Here is a 20,050-nt window from a genome sequence, read left to right as displayed (position 1 = left end):
TGATACACAAAATTGTTACTTACGCCAGCTGGTTAGAGTTCGTCGAGTTTTATTAATGTTTTAAGCATGGTTTCGGCTCCGGCTTTTACGTCCTCTTTGGAAGTAAATTCTTTAGGATTATGACTAATGCCATCCTTGGAACGAACAAAAATCATGCCAACTGGAAAAAGACGATTGAATTGCATCGCATCATGACCTGCCCCGCTTGGCAAGGAGATAACTGGAATATTCAGTTCACTAATGCTCTCCATAATAAGGGATTGAATATCTTCAGAACATAATACAGGAGCTACCCTTTGCAGTTCTTCAATCGTTACTTTTATCTCGCGCTCATTTCCAATTTGAATGGAGAAATCTGTAATTTCTTTTTCAAGCTGGTCTCGAATTTCCTCTGATATGTCACGTATATCGACTGTAAATTCAACACTGCCAGGAATTACATTAATTCCTCCAGGAGTAAGCGACAAAGAACCAACTGTTGCAACCGCATATGGATATTGACTGGCCAATTTTTCAATTTCAGCGATCACGAGACTGGCTGCCACTAATGGGTCTTTTCTTTGTCCCATTGGAGTTGCCCCTGCATGTTCAGCTTCTCCCTCTAGTTTTACCTTTAACCAAAGCGGGCCAGCAATACCCGTCACATTTCCAACAGGAACTTCTTGGTTTTCTAATACTTTGCCTTGTTCAATATGTAGCTCTATGTAAGCTTTTACGTGATCCATTTTAGCTGTTTCGATTTTTTCAGGATCATAGCCTTGATTGATTAACGCCTCTCGGATGGAAATGCCTTTCGCATCCTTTTTATCTAGGTCTTCGTCTTTTAATCTTCCTGCGACAGCCCGGCTTCCAAGTAAACCAAAGCCAAATCTTGCTCCCTCTTCATCTTTAAAAGCAATCACCTTAACCGGATGCTTTAAGCGGATTTGCTGCTCCTGTAACGATTGCATGACTTCAATTGCCGTCAACACCCCTAAGCTGCCGTCAAATTTTCCGCCATTTGGGACGGTATCGATATGAGATCCTAACAGAATGGCCGGCAAATCCTCTTTTCCAGGTGTCGAACCGATTAAGTTTCCAATTGCATCATACGATACCTCTAACCCTGCTTGCTCCATATATTGTTTCACCAATTCATTCGCCTCATGTTCATCTTTGGTGTAGGAAAAACGGGTAACGCCATTGTCCTCAGTCTGTCCAATTAAAGCAAGCTCGTGGATTTTATCCCAGAGTCTTTCTATATTGACCATTGCAGTTGCTCCTCTCTTCATTGTCTTATGTTTGGTTAACTATACAAGAAATTGAGGAGATTGTCGAAGCTAAATTTTAAAAATGAGAAAACTGCACCTCCCCAGCTAAAAAGGGAATTCTCAGGCTTACATAGTAAAACAGCTGGCATTTTACTGTAAAATTCCCCTGATTTTATATACAATAAAAATAAAGAAGAAAAGGAGAGTGTTTTGGGAAATGTATCTAACCATCAAAGAAACTGCCGAATATTTATCTTTAGACGAATCGTATATTGAGAGTCTGATTTTACTAAAACGAATTCGTGCGGTCCATGATGGGGAGCAATACTTGATCAATAAAGACCAGTTTAACACTCATTTCCAACAGCTCGAGCATTATCGGGCGATGATTGCTGAATATTTAAGTGAACCGATTCCAGAAGATATAGATATTAAAGATGAAGATTAAATGCCTTTAAGCCTCCTGCTTGGTTTAAGCATAGTTTGGGTTATTTCGGGAAAAACAAAGATAAGCCTATTAAAAATATAGGAAAATCGGTGTTAAGCTTCCCCATAATTCCAAACTAAAGGAGAATGATAATATGGAAGATAAGCCAAGGAACGATATGACCAACGCGTCAGGCAATAATGAGAAAATCAAACACCGTACACTGCATTTAGGAAATGTGGAGTACAGTCTTCAGGATGTGTCCTTCGCTACAGGTGAGAACGAGTACTTAAACGAGCGGGTGACAGGAGAGAGAACTGATGAAACATAAGAGGAAAATAGAAACAGCTCCCATCCTAGGCAGCAAAGATCACGAGTTTGCTGAAGAATTGTCTGATGGAGGCGAGCGTGATGAAGTCATTCGAAAACAGGCTCGAAAGCGTAATAAGTATAAATTGTAAAGTGGTGAAAAATGTAAAGTGTTGCAGGTCCATGCAGCACTTTTTTCTTTCACACTGTCATGTGTATGGGTACAGATGACAATTTTACCATCTTCCGTAAAACAAGTTTCCCATTTAGTATAAACCATCAGAAGGGTCATAGAATTAGCAATGGGGGGAACATTTTGAAAAAATTGATATGCGTTTTGTTCATGCTTTTGGTCACATTTTTCCTTTCAGCCTGCAATAATGAACCGACTGCTCAAGGTAGATTCAAAGAATATATCAAACTGTGGAATGAGCAAAAATTTGCTGAAATGTACGATTTTTTAACAGCTGATGCTAAACAAAGAATTACAAAGGAAGAGTTTGTCGGACGATATGAAAAAGTTTATGGTGATCTGGAGATAAGCGACTTAAAAGTCACTACCAATCCACCGAAGGAAGAAGTCGAGGGAGAAGAAGCTGATTTTTCATTCTCCGCAGAAATGAACTCACTCGCAGGGCCGATATCATTTCAGCATAGTGCCCCGTTAAAGAAAGAAGAGCGGAATGATGCTGAAAACTGGTACGTGCACTGGGATACGACTTTTATATTTCCTGAGCTTGGAGCGGAGGATAAAATAAGGCTCACTAGCACTCCTTCTCTTAGAGGGGAGATAGTAGACCGCTTTGGCAACGGAATCGCAATGAACGGCACTGCTTATGAAATTGGGATTGTGCCAGGGCAAATGGAAGGCAAGGAGCAAGAGATTATATCACAAATCTCAGAATTGCTTGGGGTCAGCCCGGAACGAATCCAGGAAGCGTTAAATGCTGACTGGGTACAGCCGGATTACTTTGTCCCGATTAAAAAGATTTCAACAGAGGAAACGGAACTGCTTGCCGCAGTGACTTCAATCCCCTCTGTTGTAAAGAAGGATGTACCGGCCCGAGTTTATCCTTACAAGGAGGCGGCAGCACATCTTGTCGGATATGTGGGGCCCATTACAGCTGAGGAGCTCGAAGAATTATCAGGCAAAGGATATACCAGCAGCGATGTGGTTGGCAAAAGAGGGATGGAACAAGTACTCGAAGAAAGGCTAAAAGGGGAGAACGGCGCAAAAATCTATATTGAGAAAGCAGATGGGTCAGAAGTGGTTCTTGCCGAAAAAGAAGCAGTGAATGGAGAAAATGTTGCATTAACGATTGATATGAACCTGCAAACGAAAATATATAATGAACTGAACGGAGAACCGGGAACCGGCATTGCCCTTCATCCTTTAACCGGGGAAACGCTGGCGCTTGTCAGCAGTCCGTCTTTTAATCCTAACACTGCAACCCTCGGAGCAACTGGGCAGTTTTGGCAAGAGCTTGAGGAAAATCCGTTAAAACCGCTGACAACCCGCTTCAAACAGAGATATGCTCCAGGTTCAGTCATGAAGCCGATCACAGCTGCTATCGGTTTAAATCAAGGAGCCATCACACCAGATTGGACGATAGACGTGAATGGGCTTCAATGGCAGAAGGACAGTTCGTGGGGTGATTATAAAGTCACCAGAGTAAAAGATACCAATGGTCCGGTAAACCTTGACCGGGCGCTCATTGTTTCAGACAATATTTATTTTGCACAGGCAGCGTTACAAATTGGCGCACAAGGGTTTACAGAAGGTTTGACAAGCTTTGGCTTTGGTGAGGAAATCGATTATCCGTTTCCACTTGATCCCGGCAATATCGGCGATCTGGAGAATGAAATCCGTCTTGCGGACTCTGGTTATGGTCAGGGGCAGATTGAAATGAATATAGTGCACTTGGCGGCAGCCTACACCCCGTTTCTTAACAAGGGAACGATGCTTAGGCCAACACTTCTAGCTGAACAAGAAACTTCCCAGCCGTGGAAAGAAAATTTGGTCAATGCGGAAATAGTAAATCAAATAAATACTTCATTGAGAAAAGTAATTGAAGATCGGAATGGGACTGCTAAAACCGCCAGAATAGACGGTTATCCTCTTGCAGGGAAAACGGGGACAGCTGAAATTAAAGAGCAGCAAGGGGTACAAGGAAAAGAAAACGGCTGGTTTATTGCTTATAACTTGGATAACCCTGAACTTCTAATTGCAATGATGGTAGAAGGGGTCCAAGACAAAGGAGGATCCGAAGCTGCAGTGAGCCGGGTCAGAAATGTGATTGCAAGCCAGAGATAAAATGATATTAAAAATTGGCTATTTTCGCAAAGATTGTAGTATCTGAATATATTTTTTAAAATGTAGAAGTAAACGTGTCCGTTCCATTGCGCTCCAGACACAAGATTCCCCGGGGAGGTGGCCTGAGCCTCCTCGGCTTTGCCTGCGGGGTCTAGAGGCCACACCTCTTCTTCCCACAGGACAAGGAACGCTTCGGCAGCATAAGCATCGCACGAAGAAAATGCGAAGCATTTTATGAGGACTCAAGTGTCTTACGCTCCATTCCACTAAAAAACAACAAAGTATGCGAAAACAGCCTAAAAATTTTATAAATTATTTAAATGAATAAAAGGAATCTTCCTTCGGGTGTCGAAATAATTAATATCATGTCCTGAAGGGAGATTTTTTTATGACTAGTCCACAATTAGAATCCTTACAAAATGCAGTAAAAGAGCTTGTTCCTAATGCGCTTGAAACCTTAAAAAGCTATCTTCGTTTTCCTACAATTTCAGCTCAGAATAAAGCCATTCCTGAGACCGTTGCCTTTGTGGTAAACATGATTAAAGAGGTTGGAGGGGAATCTGAGGTTTTAGATAATCTTGGAGGAAACCCGGTTGTCTATGGATTTTTTGCCGCTGGAAGCAATGGGGATTCAAGCAAAACACTGCTTTTCTATAATCATTATGATGTTCAGCCTCCTGAACCTTTTGATGAATGGCTGACTGAACCATTTGAACCAACGATTGCAGATGGAAAACTATTTGCACGCGGGGTTGCCGATAATAAGGGGGATTTAGTCGCCCGCTTGACAGCCATAAAAGTATTGAATCAGACAGCAGGCGGCTTGCCTTGTAATATTAGGTTTTTAATTGAGGGTGAAGAAGAAATCGGCAGTCCTCATTTAACGCCGTACCTTGAAAAATATAAAGAGAAGTTTAAGGCAGACGCATGTATTTGGGAGTTTGGCGGGAAAGATGAAAAAGACCGGATCAGTATGGTAGCAGGGATTAAAGGGATGGCCTATATGGAGCTGACGTGTGTGGGTGCTGATATAGATATGCACTCGTCAGTTGGAGCTTATGTCGATAATGCTGCTTGGAGATTAATCCAAGCCCTCGCTACAATGAGGAACAAAAACAACGAAATCCTTGTAGAAGGTTTCTATGATGGGATTCAAGATCTTACTGAATCTGAAGTAGAAGCAGTTCACGCGCTCCCATTTAACGAGGAATCCGTTCGTGAGCTTTACGGGCTGAAACGGCCATTAATCACAAATGCACTAGGAATAGACCCTAGAATTGCCATGGTTGCAAAGCCAACGATGACGATTTGCGGACTGGAGAGCGGTTATACGGGAGAAGGAGCCAAAACAGTTCTGCCTAAAAGTGCAAAAGCTAAATTGGATTGCCGCCTTGTTCCTGGCCAAGATCCAGACCATATATTGCAATGTATTGCAAATCACTTAGAAAAGCATGGGTTTCATGATGTAAAAGTAACCCTGCTGAATGGGCAAAAGGCGTACCGCTCTGATTTTAGTCATCCTTTTGTAGCTCATGTGATAGAAACCGCTCGTGAAGTGTATCAAAATGATGTTGTATTGGCACCAAACTCAGCAGGAACAGGACCTATGTATATTTTCGGTGAAAACCTGAAGCTCCCAATCGTCAGTACGGGAGTAGGCTGGGTAGGCTCTAAAGCACACGCACCGAATGAGTCGATTCGCTTAAAGGATTTTGAGCAAGGGATTGTACATATGGCCTATATGTTATCAGGATTTTCGGCTGCGCTTCAAAATTAAAAGTAAATAACAATAAACCCGTCAATGGACGGGTTTATTAATTAATCAAACTTTAAATACTTCTTTTACCGGGCTTCTCGACCAGATCGAAATTCTGATTGTCCTGCAAATCACTAAGTAGTGCATGAGCGCTATTAAAACAGCACCTGTGTTCATACCGATAATAATGCCTTCCATTTGTAATGGTTTAAAAGAGCCCAATGCAAACATAAGCACAAATGAAATAAGTGTAGACCAGATTTGATGGTAAAAAGCTTCTTTTACCAATCCTAGTCCAATCAGGAAAGCCTGCATCGGAATGATGAAAAAATGGACTAGGAAATAAGGCCATAGGATTTGCAAATACAGTGTGGCTGAGTTTGAATCAAAAAATAGCTGTGTCAGTGGTTCAGCAAATAAATAGAACACAAAGACAGCCGGGATTCCGTATAAACAGGTAAAGCGAAAAACCTTTTGCAATAAGTTCTGAAGCATTCGAAAGTCCTTATCGGCATAAGCCTTTGAAACCGTTGGAATTAAAACGATTAATAGGGAATGGGCAATAAAAGCCGGGAAGAACCCAATTGTGAGTGCCACACCTGCCAGTAAACCAAATTGCTCGTTGGCCATATTTGGTGTTAAACCAGCTGTAACGAGTGCAGTTTTAATCAAAAAAGGCTGCACGGCATGGGCAACTGCATGAAATATTCGAAGTCCTGTCGTAGGCAGGGATACAGAGAGCAGGTTTTGATGAACCATTTTTTTATCGATAAAAGACCTTGGCTTCCTATTTAATTCTTTCAGCTGGATGATATAGGTTAAACCAAGGTACCCCAAGACCACAATATCACTAACTACTATTGTACATAAGGCAATTAAAATCGATGTTTCAATTTCGAAATCAAAAAGCCGATAGATAAACACTAATAGAAGTAATTGAACAAACCTTCTCAAGAAATTAGAAAAAGCGATTTTTCCCATTCTGTGGGTCCCCATAAAATATCCGCGGGTAATGGAGGTGAAGGATATAACCGGAATTAAAATAATGACAACCCAGCGAACGAGCGGGTGGTATTCATCGAATACAGGAATAAATGGTAAAATAAGGCTAACGAGAATGAGCATTCCAATTGTAAAAATAATCGTTAAACGTGTGGCGTGCTTTAACATACTGCGATGAAATCTTTCTTCCTGCTCTGCAGCAAATTTAGAAATAGCGATTGGAAGCTCTAGGCTTGCTAATATAACGATGAGAAAAATCGAAGGGAGAATGGACATATATAGACCCATTCCCTCTTCCCCTAATTCTTTGGCCAGAACCATATTTATGATAAATTCAATACATTCCCCAATAAACGCAGCAACAACCAATAACAGTGTGCCTTTAAAAAAAGTTCTCATGAGCTGTCTCCTTCTTTTGTCTTCTGTTTAACCATGCTGAAGCTCAGGTTCTAAAGCTATGTAAATTGATTTGACATATTATAAAGATATGAGACAAGTTATATAATATGATATTTGATTTATGCACCGCTTTTTCAGGGGAAAGCAGCGGGGTGTAAAAAGGAGTTCGTGGTATGTTAAAAATAGACAAGCAAACGGCGAGAAGATTTTTGCTGAAAAAACAGAAGCTATGGTTTGACCAAGAGCAGGAAAATGCAAGTGAAGCTAACGCTAATCAAGTCTTAGAGATGATCCGAGGCCTTGAGTGTGTTCAAATTGATCCTGTGTCAGTTGTTGAAAGAAATCAGCATTTGACGCTAGCTGCACGAATTTCTGGCTATTATCCGGATCACTTAAACGAGTTGCTTTCCAGACAAAAGGTCTTTGAATATAAAGCCAATGAGGCATGTGTAATTCCAATGGAGGATTATCCTCTTTTCAAACCGATCCGCATGAGAATGCATGACGCATTGGATGAGAGACTTAAGGCATTAGGTCCTGTTGTTGACCATGTATTAAACAGGCTTAAAAATGAGGGTCCGCTTCCATCGCGAGTTTTCAAATCTGAGGTTAAGGTGCATGGATATTGGGACAATAAGGCACCTGGCACAAAAGAAACGTCCCTTGCCCTGAATCTTTTAATGGATACAGGTGATATTCGTGTTGTAGAGAGAGTTGGATCGGATCGGATTTTTGGGATTACAGAGGATACTATTCCTAAAGAAATTTGGAAAAAAGCCAATACGATTTCTCTTCATGAAGCAAGTCAGGCCCTTATCGAAAAATACATAAACGCATACCGAATATTTGACTTGGGTGATCAGCGGTTTGGCTGGCAGCGAATGAAGGCGGCTGAAAGAAAGCTTGAAATCGAAAGTAGGGTAGATCGGGGAGAGTTGGTTCCAGTTGCAGTTGGGGGCGTGAAAAGATCCTATTTTGTGCGAGCAGAGGATGCAGATCTTCTGGAGCCTACAAACAGTAAAATTTCTCCTGAGGAAGGGCCAATTCGATTTTTACCGCCGCTGGATAATCTGCTCTGGCGGAGAGAAAGACTGGAGGATTTCTTTAACTTTTCGTATCGCTGGGAAATTTATATTCCAAAGGAAAAGCGGCAATATGGCGCTTACACGATGCCTATTTTAGCAGGCGATCAATTAATTGGCAGAATAGATCCAAGGGTAGACCGTGAGAATCAAACGTTAGTTATTCAGCTTCTTAAATTGGAACCGGATGTTGAAGCTACTCCGGTTTTACAGAAAGCTATAGAAGAAGCACTTCATCGTTTTGCGGAATTTTTGGGAGCACGTAATGTGAAGTATGAGACAGTCATAAAGAGTTAGAACCTATAGGAATATGAGGATTCACTCATGAGATTTGATCTATAAATTTTATAAAAAGCAGGTTGTTTGAACCATTGCTCGAGGATTTTTTGTTAATTATATTTGATTAAAAAGGATGTTTCTTCATTTTTGACAGGCTATTGCAAACCTCTATATTCTAGTTAGATTCAATCTGCTTTTTGAGTGAAACATTTTTCTTACACTGTTTTACCCTGGGAAAACAGTAGGTACAGAGTCAAGGGAAACGAGGGGGAATATGGACAAAAAGAATAAGTTTATTGGCAAGTTTGTCAATGAAATGTATGCGATTCTTTTGGGGATTGGAATTAGTAATATCATATTTGTTCAAAAGATTGATTTGAAAAATTTTAACGAAACGGTCATGGCCCTTTTCGTAATTTCGGTAGCGCTCATCTATTGGTGGGATTGGAGCGAACATGTAGAAAGTGATGTGAAAACCACCAAACGTGAATTTTTCATAGACTTTTTGATTTTATTAAACCTGGAAATGCTGTTCGCTTATTTTAATGATTTACATAGTCTGGCGTTCGCTTTTATTGTACTGGGTATATTGGATTTTTTCTGGGTTCTGAATTTTCAATATGAAGCAAAAAGAGCTGGGACTTTTCAAAAGAACCGGGCAAAAGTGTGGCTTTTAGAAAAAGTTTTGGTGATCTTAATTTATGGATTCAGCTGGGCACTGATACAATTTACGCTCGTGTCCAATTATACTATCTTACAGATGGTGTGTATTATCTCAAGTTTTATCCTAGTTCGTAATTTCGGTTTTAATAATGTTAAAGATTCCAGAGAATATACGTTTGAGAAAGCCACCTATTATGATATTGAGGAAATTGTGGATATTAATAATTCGTATTTTAATGGACGGGTAATAGAAGGAGGATTTTTACTGAAAAAATTAGTTCCGAATGATGTCAGGCAAGCCATTGATTATCAGGAGGATCTTTATTTTGTGGCAAAAGACAGTAATGGGAAAGTGATTGGCTATATTGAGCTGAAATCTCAGTTTCCTGCTGAGGTAATGGATGGTCTTGAATGGGAATCTCCTTTTGATTTACAGCAAGAGCAATTTTATATTGAACAAGTGGCCGTTCACCAGGAATATCAGCGAAAAGGGGTAGGATCGTTTCTTTATGATCAGACGTTCCGCACATTCCCTGAGAAAAATTTTTCGGCATTTGTAGTGAGTCAGCCAATAAGAAATGAAAGTTCGATTCGTTTCCATCAAAAAATGGGATTTGAACAAAAAGCAACATTCCACAGCAATCAATATGCAGGAATGAGTCCTTATGAAAGCATCCTTTTTATGAAGCCATCCTTGATAGATGAAGATAGGAGCATTGCGATTTAGGTGTCTGTTTACCGCAGGGAAAGTTATTTGAGGAACGCAAAGGCGGAAGGGGCGATCCTGGTCGTTTCATATGAGAAATAAGGCAGGGTGCCGTCTCTGCCTTATTTTATTAATCAAGTAGTAGATATAGTGAGAGATTTCTCTGTTTAATGTGCAAAAGCTTGTTAAAATATAATTAAACAAACCGGCAAACGAAAGGGGTATTGCATAAAGATGAACATATCAGCAGAAATTCAAAGTATATTTAATAGTCTGCTAACGGATGAAGCGATTAAGGAAGCTTTTTCTTTTCTAAAAGATGATAATGATCGGACAACAGCAGAGCAAATTGAGTTAACCGCAATCCCAGCTCCTACTTTTCAAGAACAGGCTAGAGGCAAAGTTTTTAAAAGAAAGCTGATTGAATTAGGAATTGAAGATGTCCAAACGGATCTAGTCGGAAATGTGTTTGGTGTAAGACGGGGTAAAGGAAACGGACCAAAGCTTGTCGTTTGTGCCCACTTAGATACTGTTTTTCCAGAGGGAACCGCCACGGCTGCTAAAGAAAAGGATGGAAAAATATATGCTCCCGGCATTTCGGATGATGGAAGAGGGCTGGCTGCTGTTTTAACTTTAATTCGTGCTTTAAATACGGCCAAAATTGAAACGGAAGGCGATATCATTTTTGGCGCTACCATGGGAGAAGAAGGTTTAGGTGATTTACGGGGTGTTAAGGCACTTTTTGAAAATCGTCACGATATAGATGGATTTATTTCGATAGAACCGGGGGATCCGACTCGAACAACCTACCTCGCGACAGGTAGCGTGCGGTACAGTATTACATATAGAGGTCGAGGTGGCCATAGCTTTGGAGCATTCGGGACACCAAGTGCGATTCATGCTTTAGGCAGAGCGATTTCAATGATCTCAGATTTGGAAACGCCAAAAGATCCTAAGACGACTTTCAATGTGGGGACGATTTCAGGAGGAACCTCTGTCAATACGATTGCCGCACTAGCAAATATGGTGATTGATTTGCGTTCTACTTCACCAGAGGAACTAAAGAAGCTAGAAGAAGAAACATTGACGATTTTGAAAAAAGCAGCGGAGTTAGAAAATAACCGCTGGGGTAAAGATGCGATAACGGTGGAGATTGAAATGGTCGGGAATAGGCCAGCTGGTTCACAAAATCCTGAGTCTGCTATTGTTCAGGCTTCTTTAGCTGCTTCAAAAGCAATGGGGGCTGACGCTGTTTTGGAACAGGCGAGCAGTACGGATTCTAATGTACCTATCAGTCTTGGTATCCCGGCAGTAACGCTTGGGGGCGGAGGAGACTTTGGCGGTGCTCACACGTTAGAGGAATATTTTGATCCGACGGATGCTTTTTATGGACCGCAAAAGATTTTGCTAACGGTTTTAGGATTAGTCGGAATGACTGGAGTAAGTGAACCGCTATTGGAGAAGCGGAACTGAGTTCGGTTAAATGGTATGAAGTTCTAGGATAACAAGCACGGCCGTCCGGTTAGTGACTGCTGAGTTCTGTAAAATGGGATTGAGTTCGGATAAGTGGGTGCTGAGTTCTGTAAAATGGGATTGAGTTCGGATAAGTGGGTGCTGAGTTCTGTAAAATGGGATTGAGTTCGGATAAGTGGGTGCTGAGTTCTGTAAAATGGGATTGAGTTCGGATAAGTGGGTGCTGAGTTCTGTAAAATGGGATTGAGTTCGGATAAGTGGGTGCTGAGTTCTGTAAAATGGGATTGAGTTCGGTTAAGTGAGTGTTAAGTTCGTTTAAATAGGTCCTGAGTTCAGTTAAATCGCACTGAGTTCTGTAAAACAAGGTTAAGTTCTGTAAAAACCGTCTAGTTTCAGAAAAAAGAGGCTATTTTTCGCCAAATAAATACATTTTAGGCTTCACTTTCGAACGAAAGGAGACTTACACATGCGTGTTGTGTCAATCTGTCCGAGCAATACAGAGATTGTTGACTATTTAGGCAAAACAGAAGACCTGGTTGCAGTTGATGATTTCTCAGACTGGCCGCCAGAGATACATCATTTGCCAAAGGTTGGGCCGGACCTTTCCATTAATATCGATCAAGTGGAAGCTATGAAACCTGACTTGGTTCTTGCTTCTCTCAGTGTTCCGGGGATGGAAAAAAATATTGAGGGATTAGAAAAAAGAAAGATTCCTTTCATAACGCTTAACCCCAATTCGTTGCAAGAAATCGCGAATGATATTCGGATTATTGGTGAGGCACTGGGATATAAGAAAGTGGGAATTGAAAAAGCAGAGCAGTTTGAAGCGGAAGTTAGACGATTTAAAGCTTACTCTGATCAAATCAAAAACAGACCATCCCTTTATTGGGAATGGTGGCCAAAGCCTGTATTTACTCCTGGCGGGCTAAATTGGCTTTCGGAAATAAGCCGGTTAGCCGGGGCATATAATATTTTTGAAACTAAACATGAAGCGAGTGTCCAAACGGACTGGGATGAGGTAAAACGAAAAAATCCTGATCATATTTGTATGGTTTGGGTAGGGGTAAAAGAGTCCAAAATGAACCCTGAGCTAATTAAAAAACGCCCAGGATGGTCGGAGCTTGCAGCCGTTAAAAATAAAAGAATTCATATATTAGAGGAATCCCTGTATTGCAGACCATCTCCTCGATTACTAGAGGGACTAGAGAAACTATTAAATATCATTCATTCATAGGATGCAGGCAGCCTAAATGCTTACATCCTATTTTTTCTGTTTTTTCTTTTTGGCTTTACGATTATCTTTTTGTTCTTTTAAAGAAGAACGGAGAACTTCTGGTGGTGTATTATTATTAGGTGCTGCTTGCTCATTCCAATCTGCCATGATGGATCCTCCTCGAATTTTTACTCGCCAGCGGGGTTACCGCGCATGAGCCTTTCAAAATCTTCCATTTTATCGTTGGTTTTTCCTGAAAGATGCAGGGGATTATTTTCTTGTTTCGGTTCAAGTTTATTTGCAGAAACAATAACTCCCAATTGATGACTTCCTGGATCACTGATAATACTTTCTTTTTTTGTGTCAGGATGGTTCGCTGATTCTACATTTGGTTCTCTGTCTGGCATACGATCATCTCCTTATTTGTTAAGATGGTGAACGGCTTTCGTTTTTATACACTTTTTAAAGACCGAACTTATGGAAAAAATTAAGTAAAAGAAATCAGTGAAAAGTAACACCTAATGGTGTTATAATAACTTATGACACCATTAGGTGTTATTTATGTCAGGAGGTAAAACAAATATGGAAACACAAGAAAAACTGCCAGAAATCCGTAAAACAATAATAATTGATGCCCCTATTGAAAAAGTATGGAAAGCCGTTGCAACATCCGAAGGGATTGAAGGATGGTGGATGCCAAATACATTTGAACCCGTTTTAGGTCATGAATTTATTCTGCATGCAGGTCCATACGGTGATTCTCCTTGCAAAGTAACAGAGCTAGACCCTCCAAATCGTGTCGGTTTTGATTGGGACAGGGATTGGCATGTTGTTTTTGAATTAAATAAAGTAGACGATGAGAAAACAGAGTTTACCTTAATTCACTCTGGGTGGAAGGCTGAAGAGGTTACTAAGTTTGGGCAACCGCATTCTGTTATTCGTAACGTTATGGATGGCGGATGGGAGAAAATTGTCAAAGAGGCCCTTCCGGCATATATCGAGGGTTAAAATTTGTCTGCAATTCAAACGAAACATGATGTTTTTCAAGCAATTGCCGATCCCACTCGCCGAAAAATGCTGAAATTACTGGCTGACAATGAAATGCCGATTGCTTCCATAACAAATAAATTTCCAATAAGCCGAACTGCTGTAAATAAGCATTTAAAAGTTCTTTCAGATGCCGGTCTTGTCAGCAGCCAGAAGGTTGGACGGGAAACCCGGTACAAGCTCCAGCCAAAACCATTGGCTGAAATCAAAGATTGGCTCTCTTATTTCGAACAATATTGGGATGAAAAGTTGTTTGCCCTTAAAGAATTTGTTGAGTCTGATCAAGATGAATAGTAGGCTTAATCACAAAAAAAGCAGTAAGAGGATTCACCCTCTTACTGCCTTTTTGATTTAATTTAAATTTACTTGTAATCCAATTCCGAGTGTATTAGAAAGATCTAAAATAAATTGTTCAAAAGCATTTAATTCGAGTTCACTCGCTGCTGAAAGCTCTGCATTTGCTTGAATTTCAGCTTGTTTTTGAGCAAAAGCCGCTGCCGCTGTTTGTATAGTTTGGTTCACGCCAGCCCTAGCTTCAGCTGAAGCATCTGCTGATACATCCTCATCTACCGAAAGTGATGCTTTTGCATTTGTAGAGGTTTTAGCTTTTACATTACCAAGAAGCTCTTCTTTCGTACAAGCATTGGCAAAAGAGGTATTAGCTTTTCCAGAAGCATCAGCGTTAGAGGATCCGTTCACATTGGCTGATGTTTCAACCGTTGTTTCATCACCAGCATCTGCCTTTACACTTGTTTTGGCATTATCAATAGAACCTTCTGCTGAAGTCTTACCATTAACTTCAGCTCCAGCTTTTCCTTCTAGCCCGGCTGAACCATCTGTCTCAGCAGCCCCTCTAATTTCTAAAGAGCCTTTCGTATCTAATTCCGTAGTACCTTGCAGGTGCTTTTTGAGTGAGACTGAGTCGTCCTCACCTTCAAGACTAAGCGATAGGCCAGTATTCACATCTCCTGTAACACCGGAATCTAGCTGCAGTTCACTGTTAAGTATTTGACTTTGGAGATTGCTATTTATTTTGGCATCCGTCTCAGAACCCAGTTCAATTCCAAAAGCGCTAGCTGATGATGCTGCATCCATCCATAATCCAACAGTTATAACACCAGAAACAACCATTAATTTTAATCCTTTTTTCATAATAAAATCTCTCCTTCTTCTTTTTTAGATAAATTTTAGTGTTAAAAGAAGAAGGATGTTTCTGGCGGCTGAACGGGAGGAGCATTTAACCATTGATCAAAGTAAAATGAAACTCTTCCGGATAATACACTTTGTTTTAATTCAAACACTCGAAGCTGATCCTGCAGGAATCCATAAAAAGCACCACTTGAGTTTAAATCTGAGTTGGCAGAATGACCACTTCCAAAACCGCCGCTTTGTGGTCCAACAACTCCTGGATGTTCATAAAAGAAAAGCATCGGGCCTTCGGTATTAGGCAATGAGTGAGATGATTCCTGTGTAGGCTGTTGGAAATCAGTTTGAATCTCATTTTTTGTATCCTTTACTGATTTCGGCTGTGTAAGTTCGAGTACTTGCCGTTCCCCATGTATTTCATTTGATTGCCCATGATTATCTTTGATTTCATTAGTCGAGTTATTATTATTTGCGCCAGGAGGATTTGAGTCTGATTCCCGAAATTTGATAGACGTTTTCACTTCAGCCTTGCCTCGTGCAGCAGAGATTTCTAGATTGATGATAGTGTTATCAACCTTTAGATTAATTTCTGATTGGCCAGCTGAGTCCACTGAATCCAAGACAGCATCCTTAAGTCCCTCGACTGAATCTTTTACGTTGTTTGCTTCTTTATGTAGAGATTCAAAAGAATCATCTTCATGTAAAGGAAACTTTTGAGATATCTCTTCTGTATTGGCATGAGATTGATCAGTAACTGTTTCAACCTCTTCTATTCCAGCGGGCAGACTATTACTTTGAGCAGAGGCTAATGAAGGAATACTAATAGCAGCAATGATAAAAAACAAAACAATGAGCAGTTTATGCAAGAAAAGAATTCACCTCCTTTCTTGTGTAAGGGGGAGATAGTAATCTATGACATTTATATTCTTTAATATCCAGGAATATAAAAGTCTAAACCAAAATCTTATGAAATTTTTAGACATTTAGTTTCTGATAACAATTTATATATTGCAAAATTAGCTATTTTTACTCTACTAGACATTCTAATTTCAAGAAAATTAGTTGACAACGTTTTCACAAATGATTTATAGTAGTACCATAATAAAGAAAGCGGTTCCATAATACGGAACAATAAAGGGGGAGTGTGATGATCCAATCCGTTGATCGTGCTTTGCACATTCTTGAATTGTTGAAAAATAACCCTAAAGGACTTGGGGTAACAGAAATCTCTAAATCTTTAGATGTAGCAAAAAGTACAGCACACCGGTTACTGATGTCGCTAGAAGGATATGGCTACGTTCAAAAGTTTGGCAAAGATGCAAGCTATCGTTTAGGGTTAAAGTTTATAGAAATGAATCAAGTGGTAGTGGAAAACTTAAATGTAGTGGAAATTGCACGTCCTTATCTGGAGAAGCTCAGTGCTGATACAGGGGAAATTGTTCATCTGGTTATGTTAGATGGATATGAAATTGTTTATATCGATAAAGTCGATAATAATTCTACAATCCGAATCTATTCACAAATCGGGAGAAGAGCGCAATTACACTGTACTGGTGTAGGGAAGGCGATTTTAGCCCATTTCGATAAAGCTAGTATTACTAGATTTATCGAAAATAATGACTTTCGATCGTATACCCAAAATACGATCATAGATGGGCAAGCCTTACTAAGTGAATTGGAAAAAATCAGGCTTGATGAAATTTCGTTTGACAATGAGGAACATGAGGCCGGTATTCAATGCGTGGCTGCACCTATAAAAGATCATCGGAATCACGTTCAATACGCGATTAGCGTGACAGGTCCGCTTACTAGAATGACGAAAGAAAAGCTTGAAACTTGTATTCCAAAATTAAGAGAAACAGCACAAAACATATCTAAACAGCTTGGATCTATTTTTTAGCAAGTAAAAATCATCTATGTAAAAACAGGGGGTTCTATTTTATGAAAAAATTTAAATTAGCTAGTATTCTACTAGTCTTATCTCTTATCCTTGCAGCTTGCAGCAGCTCAAATGATGCAAATAATGAAAACGCTTCAGGTTCAGACTTTCCGACTAAATCCATTGAACTAATCGTTCCTTATGCTGCCGGCGGCGGAACTGATTCGTTAGCTCGTTCATTCGCTGATCAAACTGACTTAGGTCAATCTGTAGCAGTTGTAAATAGAGAAGGAGGCGGCGGTGCGGTTGGTATGCAAAACGGTGCCAATGCGAATCCTGACGGATACACAGTATCAATGATTACAGTTGAATTGTTAACATTACCTCATTCTGGTTTAGCTCAATTCTCATACGAAGACTTCCATCCAGTAGCTTTACTAAATGAAGACCCAGCAGCTATTACAGTTTCAGCTGATGCACCATGGAATACAATCGAAGAATTTATTGCAGCAGCAAAAGAAGAAAACCTTAAGGTCGGAAACTCAGGTACAGGTGCGATTTGGCATTTAGCGGCTTCGGCTTTAGAACAAGAAACAGATGTTACTTTTAACCATGTTCCATTTGAAGGAGCAGCACCAGCTGTAACAGCATTACTTGGCGGACATATTGACGCAGTATCCGTAAGTCCAGCTGAAGTTCGTACACAAGTAGAAGCAGGCGAGCTTAAAGTGCTAGCAGTCATGGCTGATGAGCGTGTGGAATCTCTGCCAGATGTTCCAACACTTAAAGAAAGCGGAATTGATTTATCCATTGGTACTTGGCGAGGTCTTGCTGTTCCAAAAGACACGCCTGAAGATGTCGTAAAAACATTGGAAGAATCATTTGGTGAAACAGCACAAAGTGAAGAATTTAAAGCTACCCTCGATACGCTAGGATTAGGTTATCGCTATGAAAATGCTGAAGGATTTACAAATCTGTTAAAAGAGCAAGATGCATTATTTGCTGAGCTAATTCCTTCATTAGATTTGAATTAATGGACTGTAGAGGCTAGATTTGTCTAGCCTCTACTCTTTAGATAAGGGGTAATCATTTCTTGCGTTTATTTTAAATGGAGGTGTCATCATGACTTTAGCCAATCGAGTTATCGGTACCCTTTTATTGCTATTATCGGTTTATGTATGGGTAACGGCTAATGCATTTCCTGACGCTGCTGGGATAGGACCCGGGGCAGACTTTTTTCCAAAATTGACAGCATCAGTACTTGGAATCTTATCAATTATGCTAGTGCTTAAAAAAGAAAATACGGAGGAGTCTATTTTCCTAGTTTCAGGTAAACAGTCATGGAAATTTGTCTTAGGATTTGTTGCCATGATTTTATTTGTTTTTTTAATAGAAGTCATTGGTTTTTCTTTTACGGCGGTTTTATTCTCAATTAGCTGGATGTGGTTAATGGGTATCCGTAACATCGTTAAGCTGCTTCTTGTATCTGTCTTTATCAGTGTTTTAATTACCTTAGTATTTGAACAATTACTTAATGTTCCTATACCACATGGACTTCTTTATTAAGGTGGGTGAGAAATATGGAATATCTTCTTCAGGGATTTGTTAATGTATTTGCTCCAGAGGTAATCCTATTAGTTATTGCAGGTGTCATTGTTGGTATTATAATCGGAGCCTTACCTGGTTTAACGGCAACCATGGGGGTAGCGCTATTTCTTCCTGTTACATTTGGAATGGATGCTGTAACTGGGATTCTCCTATTAATAGGTGTTTACTTCGGATCGATATATGGAGGATCGATTTCAGCGATTCTATTAAATACTCCGGGAACCCCGGCTTCTGCTGCAACAGCATTAGATGGTCATGTATTAACACAACAAGGCAAAGCCGGAAAGGCTTTGGGAATTGCAGCTATTGCTTCTGCTGCCGGCGGTCTTTTAAGTGCTTTATTACTAATCTTTATTTCACCGCAGCTTGCAGAAATTGCCCTTAATTTTAGTGCTCCCGAGATGTTCGGGTTGGCTTTATTTGGATTAAGTATTATTTCTAGTATTTCAGGAGGGTCTATATTAAAAGGATTAATTGCCGGAATGGTAGGTCTTGTTATATCTACAATTGGCATGGACCCAATGACAAGCTATCCTCGTTTTACCTTTGATCAACTTTCTTTATTAAATGGATTAAACTTTATCCCGGTTATGATCGGTCTGTTCGCTGTTTCTGAAGCTCTTGTAACAATGGAAGAAGAATTACGCGGGAAAGGAACCATTAATAAAGTAATAGCCAGTTATATTCTCCCTAAATGGAGCGAGCTTAAGCATTTATGGGGGACAATGATCCGTTCAGGGTTCATTGGTTCGTTTATTGGAATTATCCCAGGTGCCGGTGCTGATATTGCTGCCTTTGTTTCATATAACGAAGCCAATCGTTTTGCGAAAAAAGAAGAAAAAGACTCTTTTGGTAAAGGAAATCCAAAAGGTGTTGCTGCTGCCGAAGCAGCTAACAACGGGGTTACAGGCGGAGCGATGGTTCCATTATTAACTTTGGGAATTCCTGGTGATGCAGTAGCAGCGGTTTTACTAGGTGCATTAATTGTCCAAGGTATTCAGCCCGGACCTCAGCTTTTTACAACGAGTGCAGATCTAGTTTATACCTTATTCGCTGGTATGCTTGTAGCTAACGTGTTAATGTTAATCTTTGGTTTAAGTGGAATTCGTTTATTCACGAAAATTTTAAAGGTACCAAAGAATATTCTTGCTGCAGTTATAATCGTTCTGTCAGTTGTCGGTTCCTATGCAATCAGCAATAACTTTTTTGACGTGTATACGATGCTAGGTGCAGGTATTATCGGGTACTTTATGAAGAAATTTGGCTTTCCGGCTTCACCAATTGTACTTGCTCTCATTTTGGGACCAATGGCAGAAAGTGAGCTTAGACGCGCCCTAGTCATGTCAGAGGGCAGCTATTCTATATTCTTTACCCGTCCAATTTCTTTACTATTTATTATTCTAGCAATTCTTTCACTTGTACTGCCGGTCATTCTAGAATTACGCAAAAAGAAAAAAGCTATTGCTAAATAAGAGATACATCATTGGGGGTAATTAA

20 protein-coding genes are annotated in these 20,050 nt (G+C 40.1%); 15 read left to right on the top strand and 5 right to left on the bottom strand.

Annotation, left to right across the window (positions count from 1 at the left end; all coding sequences use genetic code 11):
* Positions 1–32 precede the first annotated feature (32 nt).
* Entirely contained in the window at positions 33–1,250 is a 1,218-nt protein-coding gene (locus CRO56_RS10595) for a Zn-dependent hydrolase (protein WP_097158601.1), read from the bottom strand.
* Between the two features lie 217 nt (positions 1,251–1,467).
* Here CRO56_RS10595 and CRO56_RS10590 point away from each other — a divergent pair, with 217 nt between their 5' ends.
* From CRO56_RS10590 to CRO56_RS10580, 5 genes are all read left to right on the top strand, one after another.
* A complete protein-coding gene (locus CRO56_RS10590) occupies positions 1,468–1,698 on the top strand; it encodes an excisionase family DNA-binding protein (protein ID WP_097158600.1) in 231 nt (76 codons plus the stop codon).
* Between the two features lie 133 nt (positions 1,699–1,831).
* Entirely contained in the window at positions 1,832–2,008 is a 177-nt protein-coding gene (locus CRO56_RS22870) for a hypothetical protein (RefSeq protein WP_179714246.1), read from the top strand.
* Entirely contained in the window at positions 1,998–2,138 is a 141-nt protein-coding gene (locus CRO56_RS22865) for a hypothetical protein (protein ID WP_179714245.1), read from the top strand. The genes CRO56_RS22870 and CRO56_RS22865 overlap by 11 nt, the downstream gene beginning before the upstream one ends.
* Positions 2,139–2,302: 164 nt before the next feature.
* Positions 2,303–4,300: a penicillin-binding transpeptidase domain-containing protein gene (locus CRO56_RS10585; protein WP_097158599.1), complete on the top strand. Its 1,998-nt coding sequence runs from the start codon at positions 2,303–2,305 to the stop codon at positions 4,298–4,300.
* 388 nt (positions 4,301–4,688) lie between these two features.
* Positions 4,689–6,077, top strand: coding sequence for a M20/M25/M40 family metallo-hydrolase (locus tag CRO56_RS10580; protein ID WP_097158598.1), 1,389 nt, complete (start codon positions 4,689–4,691; stop codon positions 6,075–6,077).
* 45 nt (positions 6,078–6,122) lie between these two features.
* Here the strand turns inward: CRO56_RS10580 and CRO56_RS10575 are convergent, their stop codons facing one another.
* On the bottom strand, positions 6,123–7,457 hold the full coding sequence (locus tag CRO56_RS10575; RefSeq protein ID WP_097158597.1) for a polysaccharide biosynthesis protein: 1,335 nt from the start codon (positions 7,455–7,457) through the stop codon (positions 6,123–6,125).
* A 173-nt stretch (positions 7,458–7,630) separates the two neighbouring features.
* Between CRO56_RS10575 and CRO56_RS10570 the strand changes: the two genes are divergently transcribed.
* The 4 genes from CRO56_RS10570 (at position 7,631) to CRO56_RS10555 (ending at position 12,894) form a co-directional block, all read left to right on the top strand.
* On the top strand, positions 7,631–8,836 hold the full coding sequence (locus tag CRO56_RS10570) for a winged helix-turn-helix domain-containing protein (protein WP_097158596.1): 1,206 nt from the start codon (positions 7,631–7,633) through the stop codon (positions 8,834–8,836).
* Between the two features lie 256 nt (positions 8,837–9,092).
* Positions 9,093–10,208 carry a GNAT family N-acetyltransferase gene (locus CRO56_RS10565; protein ID WP_097158595.1) on the top strand — a complete coding sequence of 372 codons (1,116 nt, stop codon included), beginning with the start codon at positions 9,093–9,095 and terminating at the stop codon, positions 10,206–10,208.
* Positions 10,209–10,421: 213 nt separating this feature from the next.
* Positions 10,422–11,660: a M20/M25/M40 family metallo-hydrolase gene (locus tag CRO56_RS10560; protein ID WP_097158594.1), complete on the top strand. Its 1,239-nt coding sequence runs from the start codon at positions 10,422–10,424 to the stop codon at positions 11,658–11,660.
* Between the two features lie 466 nt (positions 11,661–12,126).
* Complete coding sequence (locus tag CRO56_RS10555; protein WP_097158593.1) at positions 12,127–12,894, top strand: cobalamin-binding protein; 768 nt, start codon at positions 12,127–12,129, stop codon at positions 12,892–12,894.
* Between the two features lie 167 nt (positions 12,895–13,061).
* On the opposite strand, the gene CRO56_RS10550 is transcribed toward CRO56_RS10555, so the two are convergent.
* A complete protein-coding gene (locus CRO56_RS10550) occupies positions 13,062–13,280 on the bottom strand; it encodes a hypothetical protein (protein ID WP_097158592.1) in 219 nt (72 codons plus the stop codon).
* A 175-nt stretch (positions 13,281–13,455) separates the two neighbouring features.
* Here CRO56_RS10550 and CRO56_RS10545 point away from each other — a divergent pair, with 175 nt between their 5' ends.
* Both CRO56_RS10545 and CRO56_RS10540 read left to right on the top strand, forming a co-directional pair.
* A complete protein-coding gene (locus CRO56_RS10545) occupies positions 13,456–13,881 on the top strand; it encodes an SRPBCC family protein (RefSeq protein WP_097158591.1) in 426 nt (141 codons plus the stop codon).
* 3 nt (positions 13,882–13,884) lie between these two features.
* A complete protein-coding gene (locus CRO56_RS10540) occupies positions 13,885–14,214 on the top strand; it encodes an ArsR/SmtB family transcription factor (protein ID WP_097158590.1) in 330 nt (109 codons plus the stop codon).
* Between the two features lie 57 nt (positions 14,215–14,271).
* On the opposite strand, the gene CRO56_RS10535 is transcribed toward CRO56_RS10540, so the two are convergent.
* Together CRO56_RS10535 and CRO56_RS10530 are read right to left on the bottom strand one after the other, a co-directional pair.
* Positions 14,272–15,072, bottom strand: coding sequence for a hypothetical protein (locus CRO56_RS10535; RefSeq protein WP_097158589.1), 801 nt, complete (start codon positions 15,070–15,072; stop codon positions 14,272–14,274).
* A 41-nt stretch (positions 15,073–15,113) separates the two neighbouring features.
* Positions 15,114–15,932 carry a hypothetical protein gene (locus CRO56_RS10530; RefSeq protein WP_097158588.1) on the bottom strand — a complete coding sequence of 273 codons (819 nt, stop codon included), beginning with the start codon at positions 15,930–15,932 and terminating at the stop codon, positions 15,114–15,116.
* A 281-nt stretch (positions 15,933–16,213) separates the two neighbouring features.
* Here CRO56_RS10530 and CRO56_RS10525 point away from each other — a divergent pair, with 281 nt between their 5' ends.
* From CRO56_RS10525 to CRO56_RS10510, 4 genes are all read left to right on the top strand, one after another.
* Positions 16,214–16,966 (top strand): IclR family transcriptional regulator, encoded by a 753-nt coding sequence (locus CRO56_RS10525; RefSeq protein WP_097158587.1) that lies wholly within the window; start codon positions 16,214–16,216, stop codon positions 16,964–16,966.
* Positions 16,967–17,007: 41 nt separating this feature from the next.
* On the top strand, positions 17,008–17,979 hold the full coding sequence (locus CRO56_RS10520; RefSeq protein WP_097158586.1) for a tripartite tricarboxylate transporter substrate binding protein: 972 nt from the start codon (positions 17,008–17,010) through the stop codon (positions 17,977–17,979).
* An 88-nt stretch (positions 17,980–18,067) separates the two neighbouring features.
* Positions 18,068–18,511: a tripartite tricarboxylate transporter TctB family protein gene (locus CRO56_RS10515; RefSeq protein WP_097158585.1), complete on the top strand. Its 444-nt coding sequence runs from the start codon at positions 18,068–18,070 to the stop codon at positions 18,509–18,511.
* Positions 18,512–18,525: 14 nt separating this feature from the next.
* A complete protein-coding gene (locus CRO56_RS10510) occupies positions 18,526–20,025 on the top strand; it encodes a tripartite tricarboxylate transporter permease (protein ID WP_097158584.1) in 1,500 nt (499 codons plus the stop codon).
* Positions 20,026–20,050 lie beyond the last annotated feature (25 nt).

It is taken from the genome of Bacillus oleivorans (assembly GCF_900207585.1).
GTDB lineage: Bacteria > Bacillota > Bacilli > Bacillales > JC228 > Bacillus_BF > Bacillus_BF oleivorans.
Note: the sequence above shows the minus strand (reverse complement) of the source record. Positions and strands in the feature narration are given on the sequence as shown.

Bases quoted from the DNA above. Each gene is read 5' to 3' on its own strand.
- CRO56_RS10580 (WP_097158598.1), top strand. From the start codon at position 4,689: ATGACTAGTCCACAATTAGAATCCTTACAAAATGCAGTAAAAGAGCTT.
- CRO56_RS10560 (WP_097158594.1), top strand. From the start codon at position 10,422: ATGAACATATCAGCAGAAATTCAAAGTATATTTAATAGTCTGCTAACG.
- CRO56_RS10550 (WP_097158592.1), bottom strand. From the start codon at position 13,280: ATGCCAGACAGAGAACCAAATGTAGAATCAGCGAACCATCCTGACACA.
- CRO56_RS10555 (WP_097158593.1), top strand. From the start codon at position 12,127: ATGCGTGTTGTGTCAATCTGTCCGAGCAATACAGAGATTGTTGACTAT.
- CRO56_RS10525 (WP_097158587.1), top strand. From the start codon at position 16,214: ATGATCCAATCCGTTGATCGTGCTTTGCACATTCTTGAATTGTTGAAA.
- CRO56_RS10535 (WP_097158589.1), bottom strand. From the start codon at position 15,072: ATGAAAAAAGGATTAAAATTAATGGTTGTTTCTGGTGTTATAACTGTT.
- CRO56_RS10590 (WP_097158600.1), top strand. From the start codon at position 1,468: ATGTATCTAACCATCAAAGAAACTGCCGAATATTTATCTTTAGACGAA.
- CRO56_RS10575 (WP_097158597.1), bottom strand. From the start codon at position 7,457: ATGAGAACTTTTTTTAAAGGCACACTGTTATTGGTTGTTGCTGCGTTT.
- CRO56_RS22870 (WP_179714246.1), top strand. From the start codon at position 1,832: ATGGAAGATAAGCCAAGGAACGATATGACCAACGCGTCAGGCAATAAT.
- CRO56_RS10595 (WP_097158601.1), bottom strand. From the start codon at position 1,250: ATGGTCAATATAGAAAGACTCTGGGATAAAATCCACGAGCTTGCTTTA.
- CRO56_RS10570 (WP_097158596.1), top strand. From the start codon at position 7,631: ATGTTAAAAATAGACAAGCAAACGGCGAGAAGATTTTTGCTGAAAAAA.
- CRO56_RS22865 (WP_179714245.1), top strand. From the start codon at position 1,998: ATGAAACATAAGAGGAAAATAGAAACAGCTCCCATCCTAGGCAGCAAA.
- CRO56_RS10565 (WP_097158595.1), top strand. From the start codon at position 9,093: ATGGACAAAAAGAATAAGTTTATTGGCAAGTTTGTCAATGAAATGTAT.
- CRO56_RS10510 (WP_097158584.1), top strand. From the start codon at position 18,526: ATGGAATATCTTCTTCAGGGATTTGTTAATGTATTTGCTCCAGAGGTA.
- CRO56_RS10545 (WP_097158591.1), top strand. From the start codon at position 13,456: ATGGAAACACAAGAAAAACTGCCAGAAATCCGTAAAACAATAATAATT.
- CRO56_RS10520 (WP_097158586.1), top strand. From the start codon at position 17,008: ATGAAAAAATTTAAATTAGCTAGTATTCTACTAGTCTTATCTCTTATC.
- CRO56_RS10515 (WP_097158585.1), top strand. From the start codon at position 18,068: ATGACTTTAGCCAATCGAGTTATCGGTACCCTTTTATTGCTATTATCG.